This is a genomic window from Asticcacaulis sp. (assembly GCF_035497195.1).
GTDB lineage: Bacteria > Pseudomonadota > Alphaproteobacteria > Caulobacterales > Caulobacteraceae > Asticcacaulis.
On record NZ_DATJDZ010000014.1, the window covers coordinates 165,493 to 180,901 of the forward strand.

Genomic DNA, 15,409 nt, shown 5'->3' on the forward strand with positions numbered 1-15,409 from the left:
GAAGCGATAAATGTCTGAAAAACAAAGAGGTTTGGGTCGCGGCTTGGCCGCATTACTCGGCGATCAGGATACCAACAGCCCCAGAACCGGCGCCGAAGCCGCCGAGGCGCGCGCGGCTGAACGCGGGCCTGACACCGGGCGCGGTCTTGAACAACCAATCGAATTGCTGGTGCGCAATCCGGATCAACCGCGTCGCTTATTCGTGGAAGCCGATATTGATGAGCTGGCGGGATCGATCCGCGAGAAGGGGATCTTGCAGCCGATCCTCGTCCGGTCTGCCCCCGGTCAGCCGGGGCATTACCAAATCGTTGCCGGCGAACGCCGTTGGCGGGCGGCGCAAAAAGCCGGCCTGCATACCGTACCGGTGATCATCCGCGAGATGGACGACCTCGATGTGCTGGAAATCGGCATTATTGAAAACGTCCAGCGCGCCGATCTGAACCCGATCGAAGAGGCGCGTGGCTACAAGGTCTTGCAGGATCGCTTCGGCCGCACCCAGGATGCCCTGGCGCAGGTGGTCGGAAAGTCACGCCCGCATATTGCCAACATGCTGCGACTTTTGGGTTTGCCTGAAAGTGTGCAGGATCACGTCTTGCATAGCCGCCTGTCTGCCGGCCATGCCCGGGCCCTGATTACGTCCGACAAGGCCGAGGCCCTGGCCGAAGAGGTTATCGCCAAGGGCTTGTCGGTGCGCCAGACCGAAGCCCTGGTGCGTGAAGAAATAGCGGGTCCGAAGACGTCGCCAGCGCCAAAAGCCCGGCCGCAGCAAAATGCCGACACTCTGTCGCTTGAGCAGGACTTACAGGAAGCTCTGGGCCTGATGGTGAAGCTCGATGACCGCGGCGGCAAGGGCGAGCTGCGTTTGGCCTATGCCAGCCTCGAACAGCTCGATGAGCTGTGTCGTAAGTTGATGAAATAATTGAATATTTTCAAAGAACGGCGTCTCACGCGAATTTGACCCGAAACGTCGGACTCAGGGACGTTCTGGTGCGGCTGAGAGGCCCGAATTTCGGGTGGCAAACCAGCGTCTGAGCCAGGCAACCGCCTCCGCTGGATCACCGCAAGCGCCCTCCACAACTTGCCGGCGACGCATGGCCGAAGCCTGCCGGTAGCTGATTACGATTGCGCCGAACCGGATCGCTTTTTCCCGCGCATCGAGCGGCACATCGTAATGATCGCCCTGATGCCAGGCGCGGCGCAGACTCAGACGCATAGCCATGTCGTGAAGCTCGTCCTCATCGTCCGAGATCATGTGCGACATCTTCATGCCCTTGAACTGGCCAATGGCGTAGCGATACATGTCGTCGATATAAACGGTCATGATTTATCGCCGATCAGCCAGACTTTTTCCCGCCGAAGATTTTCCATGGCGCGATCATTGAGTGGCTTGAAACGATCGGTCAGAAAGATTTTACCACGGGCGAGGGTGGGGTCGAGAAACAGGCTGATCCGTCCCTGCCGCCACGCCGTCTCGCCAATATGGGGCAGGTATTCCGCCATGACACTTTTGGCATAGGCCTGATATACCGGCCAGGCTTGCCCCAGTATGGCCATGTCGAGGTCAAGCACCAGATCAGCATCGTGATCACCCGTCGCCTGATGGCCGGCTGTGGCTTCGATGATGGCGGCGGCCCGCTCGCGCCGCTCAGCCGGGATGAAACCGGACAGCCTCTGTTTCAGCAGGTCCGCGCTGCGCTGCTCATTGTCGCTGCGAGTCGGATCATAGACGAGATCGTGAAAAAAGATGGCGAGACGCGCCACATCACGGTCTTTTAGTTCAAGGTCCGCAGCCTGTTTCAACATACTGACGATGTGTTTCTGAGTATGGTAATGCCGGGCTGGGTCGCCATAGCCGGTTTGCAGTTCGGTCAGAATGGATTCCGATAAGGTTGCCGGCAAGGTCAGGCTCTGCGCCAGATCGCGCCATTCCGCCGCGAAGACGCCGGCGGGCGGCATCAGGCGCCGGCCCTGGCGGCACGTCCGGCGATTTGCAAATAGAGGCGCTCGGCGACCAGCAGGTCCGGCATCCCGGTCGATTTGCATTGCTTATCGGCCTCGATCAGATCGCGCGCCAAAGCGTCCAGCGCCGGAAAATTCCAGGTGCGCGCCTGACGCAGCATATCGTCCTCATCCTTCCAGAAGACGCCGGCGTTGCGTGTCGCCTCCTTGGTGCCGAGACCCTTTTCGAGATAACTCTTGAGTAATTTCAGTTTGTTATATTGCATACTGAGGGCGCGCAGGGCATCAGGCCCGCCTTCACCTTCGGCAAAGGCCCGGCGCAAACCCGCCTGAGCCTGCTTCATGCGGCCGCCGAAGGCATCGGATGCCGCCTTGAAGAGAGAGGCTTCCGGTTCGACACCGAGAAATTCCTGAAGCTCGACCTCGTTCAGCGTTTTGTGTGAACCCGGACCGATAAACAGGATCAGCCGTTCGATCTCTTGCCGGGCGATACCGCGTTCCTTGGGCAGGCGCTGGGCGAAGATATCCATAGCGGCATTGCTGAGGGAAACGCCATCGGCCGCCAGGGCCTCTCGCGCCATGCGAACGACATCGCCGGTTTCGTCTTCATAGCAGGCGATGCTGACAAGGTTCTTGTCGGCGTCGGCCAGCCGGCGCAGGGCAGAATCCGATCCCAGCCCACCGGCCTCGATGATGATGAAGGCATCCTTGTTGAAGTCACCGGCGGCATGGGCCTTCAAGGTGGCGGCGACCGCCTTGTCCAAAGCGGCCTTTTCCGAGAAAAACTTCAGCCGGATCAGTCGCTTGCCGCCCATCAATGACAGGGATTGAAGTTCACCTTCGAGCAGCCCGCCGTCACCCTCAACGTCGGTATCGGTGAGGAGCGACACATTGAACGGATCGGTGATATCCGGCACGATCTTTTTGGCCAGCACCGTGCAGCGTTCGATAACCTGGCTGCGATCCTTGCCGTAGACCAGCGCACCGACCACATTGGCGGGTTGCCTGGCGAAGAAAGCATCGATCTCGGCGCGCTTACCTAATTTCATGGGCCAGTTTCATTGGCTGGAGGCAGCCGTTTCAGAATCGGCGGAAAGCTCCGCATCGGCGGCGGCGTTTGCGTCCGGTGTAGCTGACGGCAACAGATCGCCATGGAAGTAGAGCGCCAAATCACGCTGAATCTGCTGCGATATGCTGGTGGCGATGCGTTTCTGCGCGTCCTGTTGCGAGATCACGCCGGTGAAGGGCGATTTCGACGTATCGTAGGTGACGGTTTCACTGAACCTGTCTGTATAAAGCACCTTGCCGGTTGTCATGTCTTTGAACGTGTAGACAACATTTGAGGTTATTTCGGAACGCGTCGAGGTGTCATCGACCTTATAGCCGACGCTGTAATGCCGTTCCTTCATGCCGATGGTCAGCAGAAAGGCTTTGGGTGAGGCGTCATCGCCACCGAGGCCATTGCGCAGGTCCTGCTCAAGGAAATAGCCGGTCCGCGTTTGCGGGACCTCGATCGCCACCTGCGACAGGTTGGCGGTCAGGCCTGTCTTTGCGTAAAGCGGCGCAAACCCGCAACCGCTCAGGCTGACGGCGGAGAGGCCGATAACGGCGCTGACGGCAAGCACTCCAAGAACTTTACGCCCAAAGACTTTAGACATTGCGCTTATCCCACCACGAAGTTGAGAATCCGGTTCGGCACGATGATGATCTTGCGGATGGATACGCCGTCAAGATGCCGCTTAACCCCCTCGTCCGCAAGCGCCATCTCGCGGATCCGCTCTTCGGAAGCGCCGACCGGGATCGAAATCTCGCCGCGCTTCTTACCGTTGACCTGAACCGGCATGATGTAGGCGTCATCCTGAGCCAGGGCCGGGTCGAATTTCGGCCACGGCGCATTGGCGATCAGGCCGTCATGGCCCAGGCGCGTCCAACATTCTTCGGCGAGGTGAGGGGTCACCGGCGCGATCAGTCCGGCCAGGAGGGTCAAGGCTTCGCGGCGGACCTTGGAGCCGGTCTTTTCGATATCGGCATTGCGGACGATGGTGACGAATTCGTACAGTTTGGCGATGGCCGCGTTGAAACGGAAGCCTTCGAAGCCTTCGGTGACGAACTTGACGGCCTTGTGCGCGGCCTTCAGCAGGTCGGCGGCGGCGGTTTCATCGGTGCAGGCAATATCGCCCTCCGGCAGGGTATCGAACTGATCCCAGACGCGGTGCGTAAAGCGCCAAGAGCCTTCGACGCCGGAGGTCGACCACTGGACATCGCGTTCAGGTGGGGAATCGGACAGCACAAAAAGACGAGCCGAATCAACGCCATAGGTATTGAAAATATCTTCCGGCGCCACGGTGTTCTTCTTCGACTTTGACATCTTTTCGATATCGCCGATCGACAGGGTTTCGCCGGTGGAAACCTGAGTCGCCTTGCGGGCGCCGCCTTCGCTGGCGACCTCGACATCGGCGGGTTCGACCCATTGGCCGGCAGCGTTCTTATAGGTTTCATGCGTCAACATGCCCTGGGTGAACAAACCGGCGAACGGTTCCTTGACCTCCAGATAGCCGCAATGGTTCAGGGCGCGGGTGATGAAGCGGGCATAGAGCAGGTGGAGGACGGCGTGTTCGATGCCGCCAATATACTGATCGACCGGCAGCCAGTAGTCGGCGGCCTGTTTGTTGATCGGGGTCGGCGATTTCGGATCGGTGAAACGGGCGAAATACCACGAGGAATCGACGAAGGTATCGAGCGTGTCGGTTTCGCGCGTCGCGTTCTTGTCGCAATGCGGGCACTTGACGTGCTTCCAGGTCGGGTGACGTTCCAGGGGATTGCCGGGAATATCGAAGGTGACGTCTTCCGGCAGGACCACCGGCAACTGATCGTCCGGCACCGGCACCACGCCGCAGTCGTCGCAATGGATGATCGGGATTGGGCAGCCCCAGTAGCGTTGACGGGAGACGCCCCAGTCACGAAGGCGGAAGACGGTGGCGCCTTCGCCTTGGCCCATGGCTTCGATCTTGTCGATCGCGGCGTTCTTGGCGGCTTCGATGTCCAGGCCATCGAGGAACGCCGAGTTAAAGATATGGCCCGGACCGGTATAGGCCTCGTTGCCGACTGTGAACGCTTCGGGATCAGCACCTTGCGGCAGCACGACTTCGGTGACGGATAAATCATATTTACGGGCGAAATCGAGGTCGCGCTGGTCGTGCGCCGGGCAGCCGAAAATCGCGCCGGTGCCATAATCCATCAGCACGAAATTGGCCACCCAGACATCAAGCGTATCGCCCGGCTTGAAGGGGTGCTTGACCTTGATGCCGGTATTAAAGCCCTGCTTCTCGCCGGTATCGATCTCGGCCTGGGTGGTGCCGCCCTTGGCGATGGACTTGATGAAGGCGGCCAGTTCCGGATCGGCCGCGGCGGCTTGCTGGGCCAGCGGATGATCGGCGGCGATGGCGATAAACGACGCGCCAAACAGGGTGTCCGGGCGCGTGGTATAGACTTCGACTCCACCGTCACTATCGGCGAAGGGGAAGGTCATCTTCAGGCCGCGCGACTTGCCGATCCAGTTGGACTGCATCAGCCGGACCTTTTCCGGCCAGCGTTCCAGCTCGGTCAGGCCCTCGATCAGGTCGTCGGCGAAGCGGGTGATCCGCATGAACCACTGGGTCAGCTTCTTCTTCTCGACCACGGCGCCGGAACGCCAGCCCTTGCCATCGATGACCTGCTCATTAGCCAGCACGGTCATGTCCACCGGGTCCCAGTTGACCTGGCTTTCGCGGCGATAGACAAGATCGTTCTTCAGCAGGGCGTTGAACCATTTTTGCTGCTGGCCGTAATAGTCCGGATCGCAGGTGGCGAATTCACGCGACCAGTCGATGCTGAGGCCTAGGCGCTTCAGCTCGGCGCGCATCGAGGCGATATTGTCGTAGGTCCAGCCCTTGGGGTGGATCTTGCGTTCCATGGCGGCGTTTTCCGCCGGCATCCCGAAGGCGTCCCAGCCCATGGGGTGCAGCACATTGAAGCCGCGCGCCCGCTTGAAGCGCGCCACCAGGTCGCCCATCGCGTAGTTGCGCACATGGCCCATATGGATACGGCCGGAGGGGTAGGGGAACATCTCCAGCACATAATATTTGGGTTTACCGGCATCCTGCTTGGTCAGGAATACGTTCGCTTCGTCCCAGCGCTGCAACTGGCGGGGTTCGGTCTCTTTGGGATTATAACGGGCCATAAAACTTTGTGCGGAGTGTGCGAAAACAGGGGATGGCTGCTTATAAGGCGCGTTGCGGCGCAAAACCATAGAAAAAGCCGTTGTGGACGACCACAACGGCTTTTTAAAGAGCAGTGATGATGCCTAGTTCTTGACGTTGGACAGGCGCAGCTCGCGAGCGCGGGTCAGGATGGCGTTTTCGATATCAAGCTGGGTCTGCTGTGAGACATCGGCAGGCACCCAGCGATCGCCGGCGCGGACTTCCTTCTGGATCGAGACATTCAACGCATCGGCGCGCAAACGCGAATCCAGGATGAAGACGGTGACCTTGAAATGCTCGTCCGGGGTTTGCGGATTAGCGTACCAGTCGGTGATGATCACGCCGCCCCACGGGTCGGCCGAGGTCAGGGGCATGAAGGAGATGGTGTCGAGCGAGGCGCGCCACAGATAGGCGTTGACGCCGATACCGGCCTGTTCGTTATAGGTCGATTGCTTCTTGCCGCCGCCGAAGAGGCTGCCGAGACTGATCTTGTCATCATCGGAAGGCGCGGTGGTGTTGGCGGAGGCCGCGCCGCCCTTGCTGCCAAGGCTGGCGCAGGCGCTGAAGGACAGGCAAAGGCCAAGCGCAGCCAGGGCCAGCCCGGAACGCATCAGACCGGATTTCCGCATAGTCGACATAGACTGATCACTCCGCATGATTTGAATTCCCGTGGCTGCCTAAGCTGCCGGAATTCCTGGATTTATTGGCCCCAACTGCCAGTAACGCCTGGCGACCCGGCCCTCTATAGCATGGAGGCCCTGGGGTATGACAAGGGGTAGCATCACAAGTTTGTTAACTCTACAGCAAATAAGGGCGGATGTGGGGCGAAGACGAAAAGCTTCTGCGTCCCTTTGCGTCACACCTGCAACATCCCCATATGTTTATCTGTCGTTTACTATCCGTGGCGGATTCAACACATCTGTCAGGTGAATCTCGAAGGGAAGCTCTTTTCGCGTGATATCAAATTGACCGGTCAGACAATTCGGCATATCTCAATTTAGTCACAGCTTTGTCAAAATAGCTGTGTAAAACAATAAACTGGTATCCGGTGGCTGTTCAGAAAGGCAACCCTTTGGGGGGCTGCTCACGAAATAATCCGGGTTTCGGGCTGTAGAAGAAAAAGATGAAACCTGTCGTATCCATGGCTGTATCCGTGATGGTTCTGGCGTTAGCCGGAAGCAGCACTTTTGCCATGGCGCAAACCAAGACAGTTCGTCCGCAATCGACCGTTGAAAATATCGCCGGCCTGACGCCGTTGATCCAGCCGGTCGGTGAAAGCTTTATCAGCGATGATACGACCGGCTTTTCCAAGCCGCAGTCTAAAGTTTACCAGTTCAATCTCGATGGCAAGTGGGGCGTAAAGTTCGACGTCAACCAGCCTGAATCCATGGCCCCGCGCTCCAGCGATATCGATGCCGGCGCCTATTATCGCCTGTCGCCTTCGGTTCGCGTCGGCGGCACGCTTGGTTTCGGTGAAAAATCCGACCCGATGAAGCCCGAACCCGCCCGCAGCGCCGCCCAGGGCGACAAGAAGCAACCGCGCGTCCGCTTAGAGACAACTTTTCGTTTTTAAAGCTTAAAGGCGTCTACAGCGCCGATGCCAGACAGGCCGCTGTCTCTCAGCGACAGGATATTGTCGCAGCTAATCCCCCCCAGACCAAACACCGGCAGACTCGACAAGCCGGCCATCTCGCGCACGGCTTTGATGCCCAGCGCTTCCACGCCTTGAGCTGACGGGCTGTGGCTGGCGAAAACAGGTGAAATAAATACGGCTGATAAACCGCTCTCGGTATCCAGGGCGCGCAGGGTTTCAGAGTCGTGACAGGCGGCGGTCAGGATAAGCTCCGGATGCGCGGCGTGCAGATCGCCGGCGCGGGGGAGGCTTGCCTGACGCAGATGAACGCCATCGGCCTCCACCTCCAGCGCCAGGGCGTCGTCTTCGCCAATCAGCAGGGTCAGGCCGTTGTCGCGGGCGATCTTGCGCAACAGTTGCGCGCGCTGGCTGGCGTGGTTCTCACCAAAATGCCGGTAAATGAGGCCGCAGCCTTCCGGCATATGGATGGCGATATCTTCCGGATGGGGGGTGCGCTTCGGATCGGTGAAGAAGAACAGCGGCGGCAATTGGGCCTTCAACGGTGATTGCGCTTGCGCTATATCCCGTGCCTTATCGAACAAATATTGAAAGCGGGTTTTGTATGTCATCACCAGATGCCCAATCTGACGCCTATTCTAGGCTCAAGTCACAGATGCACAAGGCTTTAAAGCAGACGGGCCGCGCGCCGGATTCGGCTTATCTGACGGCGGTTTCCAAAAACCAGCCGTGGGAGGCCATCGCGCCGGTGCTGGCCGCCGGGCAGCGGCGCTTTGGTGAAAACCGGGTGCAGGAGGCAATGGAACGATGGGCCGGCAAGCGGGCCGAGTATCCAGACCTCGAACTGCGCCTGATCGGGCCGCTGCAAAGCAACAAGGTGGCCGAGGCGGTGGCGTTTTTCGATGTGATCGAAAGCATTGATCGTGACAAGATCGCCCGCGCTATCGCCGATGAAATACAAAAGCAAGGCAAGGCGCCGGTGCTTTATGTTCAGGTCAATATCGGCGAGGAAGATCAGAAATCGGGCGTGCTACCGGCGGAAACGGATGCGTTTTTGGCTGCCTGCCGGGGCTATGGTCTGAAAATAGACGGGCTGATGTGCATCCCGCCGATCGAAGGGCCGCGCGGACCCTATTTCGCCCTGCTGAAAAAGATCGCCGAACGCAATGGCATTACGCATCTCAGCATGGGGATGAGCGACGATTTCGAGACGGCCATCGCTTTCGGTTCCACGGAAATCCGCGTCGGCTCAGCGCTATTTGGCGCGCGCTGATTACATCTTCATGTCGCCGTGGTCCATTTCGCCCGATGTGCCGGTTTTCGCCAGGGGGGTGTTGGAAACCCGCATAGGCAGGGTGACCGGGCCGGCCTTTTCAAATACCAGGGTGACATCGACGGTCTCGCCTTCGACCGGGCGACGGGTCAGGTTTTCCAGCATGATGTGATTGCCGCCGGGCTTGAAAACCAGGGCATCGCCGGAGCGGATGACGAAGCCGTCTTTTGCCTCCGCCATTTCCATGGTTGTGCCGGTCATTTTCATGGTATGGAGGGTGGTCGTGGTGGCGCAGTCGCAGGCCGCCGAGAGCAGGCGGTCGTCGGCATTGCCCTTGTTGGTGATGGTGACATAGGCGGCGGTATTGGGATTGTTGCCCAGGGCCGCACGCATAGCGTAATCGCTCATCGACAGGGCGGATTTGGTGATTACGCCGTTGACATCGCTTGAACTGGAGATGCTGGTGGTACGTTTTTCCACCTTTTCGCAGGCGGTCAGAGCCAGGGTTGCGCCAAGGAAAACCAATGCCAGTTTTTTCATGTTCGACTCCGCTTGCAGAACTCCCCCTGATTTCAGGGGGAGGTGGCGCTCTTGCGCCGGAGGGGGTTAAGTACGGGGTTGTCAGTGAACTCGATCTACAGAATTAACCCCACCCGTCGCTTCGCGCCACCCTCCCCTGAAATCAGGGGAGGTTCTCTTAACCCCAAAGTCCAATAATCTTTTTCACGTCCCGCACCACCGGATCGGCCACAGTGCTGGCGCGCTCGGCGCCCTTGGACAGCACGCGGTCGATTTCCGCCGGATCAGCGATCAATTGTCGTAGTCTGATCGAGATCGGCGACATTTTTTCAACGACCACCTCGGCCAGGGCCGGTTTGAAAACGCCGAAGCCCTTGCCGCCGAACGCTTTAAGCACATCAGCCACCGAAATATCGGCCAGAGCGGCATAGATGCCGACCAGATTTTTCGCTTCCGGGCGGCTCTCCAGGCCTTCCGCATTTTCAGGCAGGACATCGGCGTCGGATTTGGCTTTCTTGATCTTGGAGGCGATGGTGTCGGCGTCGTCGGTCAGGTTGATGCGCGAATTATCCGATGGGTCGGACTTCGACATCTTGGCCGTGCCGTCGCGCAGGCTCATGATGCGCGCGCCGGGACCTTGATAAAGGGTCTCCGGAATCGGGAAGAAATCGGTGCCGAAATCATGGTTGAACTTCTTGGCGACGTCGCGGGTCAGTTCGAGGTGCTGGCGCTGGTCTTCACCGACCGGCACATGGGTCGCTTTGTAGACCAGGATATCGGCGGCCATCAGCAGCGGATAGGTATAGAGGCCCACCGAAGCGCGTTCCTTATCCTTGCCGGCCTTGTCCTTGAACTGGGTCATGCGGTCGAGCCAGCCAAGGCGGCCGACGCAGTTCAGCAGCCACGCCAGTTCGCTGTGGGCGCGCACGGCCGATTGCGGGAAGATGGTCGATTTGTCGATATCAACGCCGGCCGCCAGATAGCAGGCGGCAATCTCGCGCGTCTGGCTGAGCAGCTTCGCCGGCTCCTGCCAGACGGTAATCGCGTGCAGATCGGCGATCATGTAGAAACGCTCGGCGTCATCGCTTTGCATATCGGCGAATTTCTTCAAGGCGCCGAGATAGTTGCCGAGGTGCAGCGAGCCGGAGGCCTGGATGCCGGAGAGGATACGTTTCTTGGTCGTCATTTTAAGTCCTAGCGGCGCCTTATCAGGGCCTTCAGTTCGGAGGGACGGAAGGCCCTCGTCGCAAATAGAAGGGCGATATAGAGGAAAACGCCGGAAAGGGAAACCAGAACCACAGCGATTTCCTTGGCTCCAACGGCTCTATGGCCCGAAATCGCCAGATCGTGAAGACCATTCTGTTGCGGCAAAAAGACGCTGACAACGCCTTCAATGACCGGACGGAAATGAGAGGCCGCGAGGCAAAAAACCGCCATGACGGCAGCGGCGAGCATTACAAGCAGCAACCGGCGAAGCGCTGCGCCGCCGATTATCCAGAATTTCCGTTTGGCGAGGAAAAAAATCATCAGCAGGGCGTTGACCCACGCCGCAGCCGACGTGCCCATAGCCAGGCCCGGCACACCGATAAACTGAAACATGGTGACGCCGACGCAAATATTGACAATGACCGAGACAATGGCGAACTTCATTGGCCCGAAAGTGTCTTTCCGAGCGAAGAAGGCCGGGTTGAGAATACGGGTCAGCACAAAGGCCGGCACGCCCCAGCCGTATTGGAACAGCAGGTATCCGACCTGAACGGAATCGTTGTGGTGAAAGTTACCGCGCGTGTAGATGCCATCGACCAGGAAAAAGGGCATGGCGCATAAGGCGACGGCCGCTGGCAGGGCGAAGACCATCGAGAAGACGAAGGCCTGATCCATCGTGTTTTGCGCGTGTGCATGATCTTCGGCATGGATAGCGCGTGACAAGGCCGGAAGCAACGCCGTGCCAATCGCTACCCCGACCAGTCCGAGGGGCAACTGATAAAAACGGTCGGCTATGGCCAGCCACATCGTCGCCCCAACGACGGCCGAGGAAAAGAATTGAGAAACGAAGACATTAAGCTGAGTGGCTGCCGCCGCGAGCGCGCCGGGGATGGCCAGCAAAAGTAACTTATTAATGTCTTTAGAAAAAACAGGAATGATCGACAGGCTGACATGCGCGCCGGTCTTTCTGGCGCCCCACAGCAGCAGGGCGGCCTGTAAAACGCCGGCGATAATGGTGCCGACCGATCCCATCATGGCTGACCAGAAAGGGGTATGAGTCGGGATGATGCAGGCAAGAGTTACGGCGTTCAGCAGGATCGGCACGCCCGCCGACAGCATGAATCGGCCCCGTGCATTGAGTACGCCCGCCAGGTGCGCCACAATCGCCATGCAGGGCAAATAGGGCATGGTGATCTGGGTGAAGATCACGGTCCATTTCATCTTTTCCGGATCGACGGCGAAGCCCGGTTTGAGGATATACATCAGCCAGGGCATGGCGAACTGGCAGACCAGGCAGAAGGCGACCGTTATGAATACCAATGTCGCCATGGCGTCGTGCGCCATTTTATCGGCGGCTTCCTTGCCGTCACGCTCAATGGCGGCGGAATAGGAGGGCACGAAGGCGGAGGAAAAGGCCCCTTCGGCAAAGATGCGACGAAACAGATTGGGAAAATTCTGAGCGGTAGCGTAGGCGTCGGCCATGATATTGCCGCTGGCGCCGAGATAGGCGGCCAGAACCAGATCGCGGGCAAAACCGGCGAAGCGCGAGATCAGGGTAAAACTGCTGTTGATCAGCGAATTGCGCAGAAGCCCGGAGGACTTTTTGGCGGGTGCTTCGGGCGTTTCGACGTTTGACACGGAGATGCTCTGTTAGGGTGTGGCTTCCGCTTTAGGCTGGCTATGGATTTCCCGCAAGCAGTTATGGGTTAATGAGGGTCTCAAGCCCTTAACCCGCCCTCAACCTGTATATTTACCGCGCCAGACTGGCCCTGGCCCTTGCCAGATTACGCTTGGGGGCATGGGCCGGCTTGTCGAGCACCGCCAGCAATTGCTTTTTCAGGGTCTGCTTCAGGCCGCCGGCGAGTTGCGCCTTGCGGTAATGATCCGCCACGTAGAAGGCATCGACCGCGCGTTCGCCATAGCAATCGATGTGCGCCGAGGCGATATCGATATGCGACCGGGCCATGACCTCGACAATATCGGCCAGCAGACCGGGGCGGTCGCGGCCTGAGACCTCGATGATCGTTACATTGGCATTGCTGTCGTCATCAAAAACGACGGTGGGCGCGATGGCAAAGGCCGCCGTGCGCGCTGAGAAGGCCGATTTCCATGTCAGCGGCTCCGGCAGCTTGCCGCGCGCGGCGGCTTCCAGCGCCGTCCGGGCATGTTTCTGGCGTGCCAGGTCGTCATGGGCGAAGGGCTTGCCGGTGGCGTCCTGCACATAAAAGACATCGAGCGCACGGCCATTGGATGAGGTGAAGACCTGCGCGCCCACGACATTACCACCGAGATTGGCGAAACAGCGCGCCAGATCGGCGAACAGGCCGGTGCGATCTTCCGCCGTGATTGAAAAGGCGGTGGCGTTGCGCAGGGTATCGATGCGCAGGGCGACGGCCGGGGCCAAATCGAAGGCCGAGAACACCAGCGCGGCATGGCTTTTGACCTCTTCCGGCGTGAACGAGAACAGATAGCTCTCGTCCATGGTTTCCAGCCAGGCGGCGATGTCGTCGTTGTTTTCGCTTAAGGTCCGGCGGCGCTCATGGGCGCGCAGTTGCAAATCTTCGCGCACCCGCGCCACGGCATCGGGGCCGCGTCCGCCGCGGAAGGCCGATTCAGTGGCGTCGAACAGGTCGCGCATCAACTGGCCCTTCCAGGCGTTCCAGACGCCCGGCCCGACGGCGCGGATATCGGCCACGGTCAGGATCAGCAGCAGACGCAGGCGTTCCGGTGTCTCGACGATATGGGCGAAGGAAGCCACAGTGTCCGGATCGGAGACATCGCGCTTTTGAGCGTAATCTGACAGGACGAGATGGTGGCGCACCAACCAGGCCACCTGATCGGTTTTCCAGTCCTCGACGCCCAGCCGTTCGCAGGCCTTGCGCGCGGCGATCTCGCCGCCTATTTCCTGGCCCAGTTCATTGCCCTTGCCGGTGTCGTGCAGCAGCATGGCGAGGTAGAGCGACTCCTTGTCGGTGATCTGCGGCATGATCACGCTCGACAGCGGGTGATCTTCGGTAAAGCGCCCGGTATCGATGCCGTGGATGATATCGACGGCGCGCAGGGTATGCTCATCGACCGTATAGGCGTGATACATGTTGAACTGGGTCTGGGCTACGATGCGGCCGAATTCGGGGATGTAACGGCCCAGCAGGCCGGTTTCGGACATCATGGAAAGAGTGCGGTACGGGTCTTTTCCGCGCACCAGCAGATCCAGAAACAGTCTGGCCGCTTCCGGATTGCGGCGCAGGGAAGGCGTCACCAGGTCGAGATTGCGGGCGATGGCGGTGAAGGCGTCCGGATGCAGGTCGAGTTCGAGCCGGTCGGCCATCTTGAATAGCATGAACATCGCTACCGGCGACTTCTGGAAGATGTCAGCGCTGTTGACGCTGAGGCGGCCATTGGTGATGGTAAAGCCGGGGTGGTCGGCGCGCGTCAGGTTCATGATACCCGACTGGATCAGGCTCGACAGACGTGCGAAAGGCTTGGCCTGCTGGGTTTCCAGCTTGGTGCAGAAGATGCGGGTCAGCGCCCCGACCTCCTTGGCGACCACGAAATAGCGGCGCATGAAGCGCTCGACATTGGGTTCGCCTTCGCGGTCGATAAAGCCCATGCGGCGGGCCACTTCGGGCTGGAGATCGAAGGTCAGGCGCTCTTCGCCGCGCCCGGCGGCGGCGTGCATGATGATGCGCACCTTCCACAGGAAATCAAAGGCGCGCATGAAGATGCGGTGTTCCTTTTCCGTCAGGATCAGGTCGAGCACATCGGAGGTATTTGGGGCATCCTTGCCAGCGCCACCGGCCAGATGCTTTGCTTGATACTGGGCGATCCAGTAGAGCGTATGCAGGTCGCGCAAGCCCCCTTTGCCTTCCTTGACATTAGGTTCGACCACGTAGCGCGTGGTGCCGCTTTTGACGTGACGCTGGTCGCGCTCCTCCAGCTTGGCGGCGACGAAATCGAAGGCGTGGGATTTCAGGCCGTCGTGATTGAGGCGGTCTTCGAGGTTTTGCGCCAGTTCGGTGTCGCCGGCGATCAGCCTATGCTCCAGCACCGCCGTCATGATGGTGTGGTCGCCCTTGGCGTATTTGATCGTCTCATCGACCGTGCGCGACGCATGGCCGACCTTGAGCCCCAAGTCCCACAAGGTGTAGAGGATGAATTCAATGACCGATTCCGAGTGCGAGGTTTCCTTCCAGGCGCGCAGGAACAACAGGTCGAGATCGGAATAGGGCGCCAGTTCGCCACGGCCATAACCGCCCACCGCCAGCAAGGCGAGGCGTTCGCCCTCCGTCGGGTTGCGGGCGCGATAAACGTGGGTGAGGGTGAAATCCCACAGAGCCGAGACGACCTCATCGGTCACCTTCGCCAGCGCGCGGGCCGTGGCGTAACCGCCTTTTTGATCCTCCACCCGCTCAAGAATGCTGGCGCGGCCTTTGTCGAGCGCGTCTTTCAGGATGGTGACGGCGCGGCGCCGCAGATCAAGCGTATCGCCGGACGAGTCCTCATAGGTCTCGGTCAGGGTTTTACGCAGATGTGTACCGTCGATACGGTATGCGGGCGCCGCCGGGTGTGTCTGGGTGAGCATGGGGGAGGGATCACTCATATATACAAAACTCGGCTAACCTC

General features: G+C 59.5%; 14 protein-coding genes. 3 read left to right on the plus strand and 11 right to left on the minus strand.

All coding sequences use genetic code 11. The features are described 5' to 3' along the window. Positions 1-10 precede the first annotated feature (10 nt). Positions 11-919, plus strand: a complete 909-nt coding sequence (locus VL130_RS04845; protein ID WP_325361603.1) for a ParB/RepB/Spo0J family partition protein — start codon at positions 11-13, stop codon at positions 917-919. A gap of 54 nt (positions 920-973) precedes the next feature. Here VL130_RS04845 and VL130_RS04850 read toward each other — a convergent pair whose 3' ends face one another. From VL130_RS04850 to VL130_RS04875, 6 genes are all read right to left on the minus strand, one after another. Then, the gene (locus VL130_RS04850) at positions 974-1,321 is read right to left on the minus strand and encodes a DUF4031 domain-containing protein (RefSeq protein ID WP_325361604.1); all 348 of its coding nucleotides are present in this window, start codon (positions 1,319-1,321) and stop codon (positions 974-976) included. After that, the gene (locus tag VL130_RS04855; RefSeq protein ID WP_325361605.1) at positions 1,318-1,956 is read right to left on the minus strand and encodes a hypothetical protein; all 639 of its coding nucleotides are present in this window, start codon (positions 1,954-1,956) and stop codon (positions 1,318-1,320) included. Before VL130_RS04855 ends, VL130_RS04850 begins: the two co-directional genes overlap by 4 nt. Next, on the minus strand, positions 1,956-3,008 hold the full coding sequence (gene holA, locus VL130_RS04860; protein WP_325361606.1) for a DNA polymerase III subunit delta: 1,053 nt from the start codon (positions 3,006-3,008) through the stop codon (positions 1,956-1,958). Before holA ends, VL130_RS04855 begins: the two co-directional genes overlap by 1 nt. A 9-nt stretch (positions 3,009-3,017) precedes the next feature. Continuing rightward, positions 3,018-3,617, minus strand: coding sequence for an LPS assembly lipoprotein LptE (locus VL130_RS04865; protein WP_325361607.1), 600 nt, complete (start codon positions 3,615-3,617; stop codon positions 3,018-3,020). A 5-nt stretch (positions 3,618-3,622) separates the two neighbouring features. Beyond that, positions 3,623-6,178: a leucine--tRNA ligase gene (gene leuS / locus VL130_RS04870; RefSeq protein ID WP_325361608.1), complete on the minus strand. Its 2,556-nt coding sequence runs from the start codon at positions 6,176-6,178 to the stop codon at positions 3,623-3,625. A 123-nt stretch (positions 6,179-6,301) separates the two neighbouring features. Continuing rightward, entirely contained in the window at positions 6,302-6,835 is a 534-nt protein-coding gene (locus tag VL130_RS04875) for a DUF3576 domain-containing protein (protein ID WP_325361609.1), read from the minus strand. Positions 6,836-7,320: 485 nt separating this feature from the next. Between VL130_RS04875 and VL130_RS04880 the strand changes: the two genes are divergently transcribed. Beyond that, positions 7,321-7,770 carry an NtrZ family periplasmic regulatory protein gene (locus VL130_RS04880; RefSeq protein WP_325361610.1) on the plus strand — a complete coding sequence of 150 codons (450 nt, stop codon included), beginning with the start codon at positions 7,321-7,323 and terminating at the stop codon, positions 7,768-7,770. Here the strand turns inward: VL130_RS04880 and VL130_RS04885 are convergent. Then, on the minus strand, positions 7,767-8,399 hold the full coding sequence (locus VL130_RS04885) for a thiamine phosphate synthase (RefSeq protein ID WP_325361611.1): 633 nt from the start codon (positions 8,397-8,399) through the stop codon (positions 7,767-7,769). The two genes, VL130_RS04880 and VL130_RS04885, sit on opposite strands and share 4 nt — an antisense overlap. Here VL130_RS04885 and VL130_RS04890 point away from each other — a divergent pair. Continuing rightward, a complete protein-coding gene (locus VL130_RS04890; RefSeq protein ID WP_325361612.1) occupies positions 8,393-9,061 on the plus strand; it encodes a YggS family pyridoxal phosphate-dependent enzyme in 669 nt (222 codons plus the stop codon). The genes VL130_RS04885 and VL130_RS04890 overlap by 7 nt on opposite strands. Here VL130_RS04890 and VL130_RS04895 read toward each other — a convergent pair whose 3' ends face one another. The 4 genes from VL130_RS04895 to VL130_RS04910 all read right to left on the minus strand — a co-directional run bounded on the left by VL130_RS04895 (position 9,062) and on the right by VL130_RS04910 (position 15,368). Beyond that, positions 9,062-9,601 carry a copper chaperone PCu(A)C gene (locus VL130_RS04895; protein ID WP_325361613.1) on the minus strand — a complete coding sequence of 180 codons (540 nt, stop codon included), beginning with the start codon at positions 9,599-9,601 and terminating at the stop codon, positions 9,062-9,064. A gap of 157 nt (positions 9,602-9,758) precedes the next feature. Further along, positions 9,759-10,766, minus strand: coding sequence for a tryptophan--tRNA ligase (gene trpS, locus VL130_RS04900; RefSeq protein WP_325361614.1), 1,008 nt, complete (start codon positions 10,764-10,766; stop codon positions 9,759-9,761). An 8-nt stretch (positions 10,767-10,774) separates the two neighbouring features. Further along, positions 10,775-12,424, minus strand: coding sequence for a murein biosynthesis integral membrane protein MurJ (gene murJ, locus VL130_RS04905; protein ID WP_325361615.1), 1,650 nt, complete (start codon positions 12,422-12,424; stop codon positions 10,775-10,777). A 112-nt stretch (positions 12,425-12,536) separates the two neighbouring features. Continuing rightward, positions 12,537-15,368, minus strand: a complete 2,832-nt coding sequence (locus tag VL130_RS04910; protein WP_325361616.1) for a [protein-PII] uridylyltransferase — start codon at positions 15,366-15,368, stop codon at positions 12,537-12,539. Positions 15,369-15,409 lie beyond the last annotated feature (41 nt).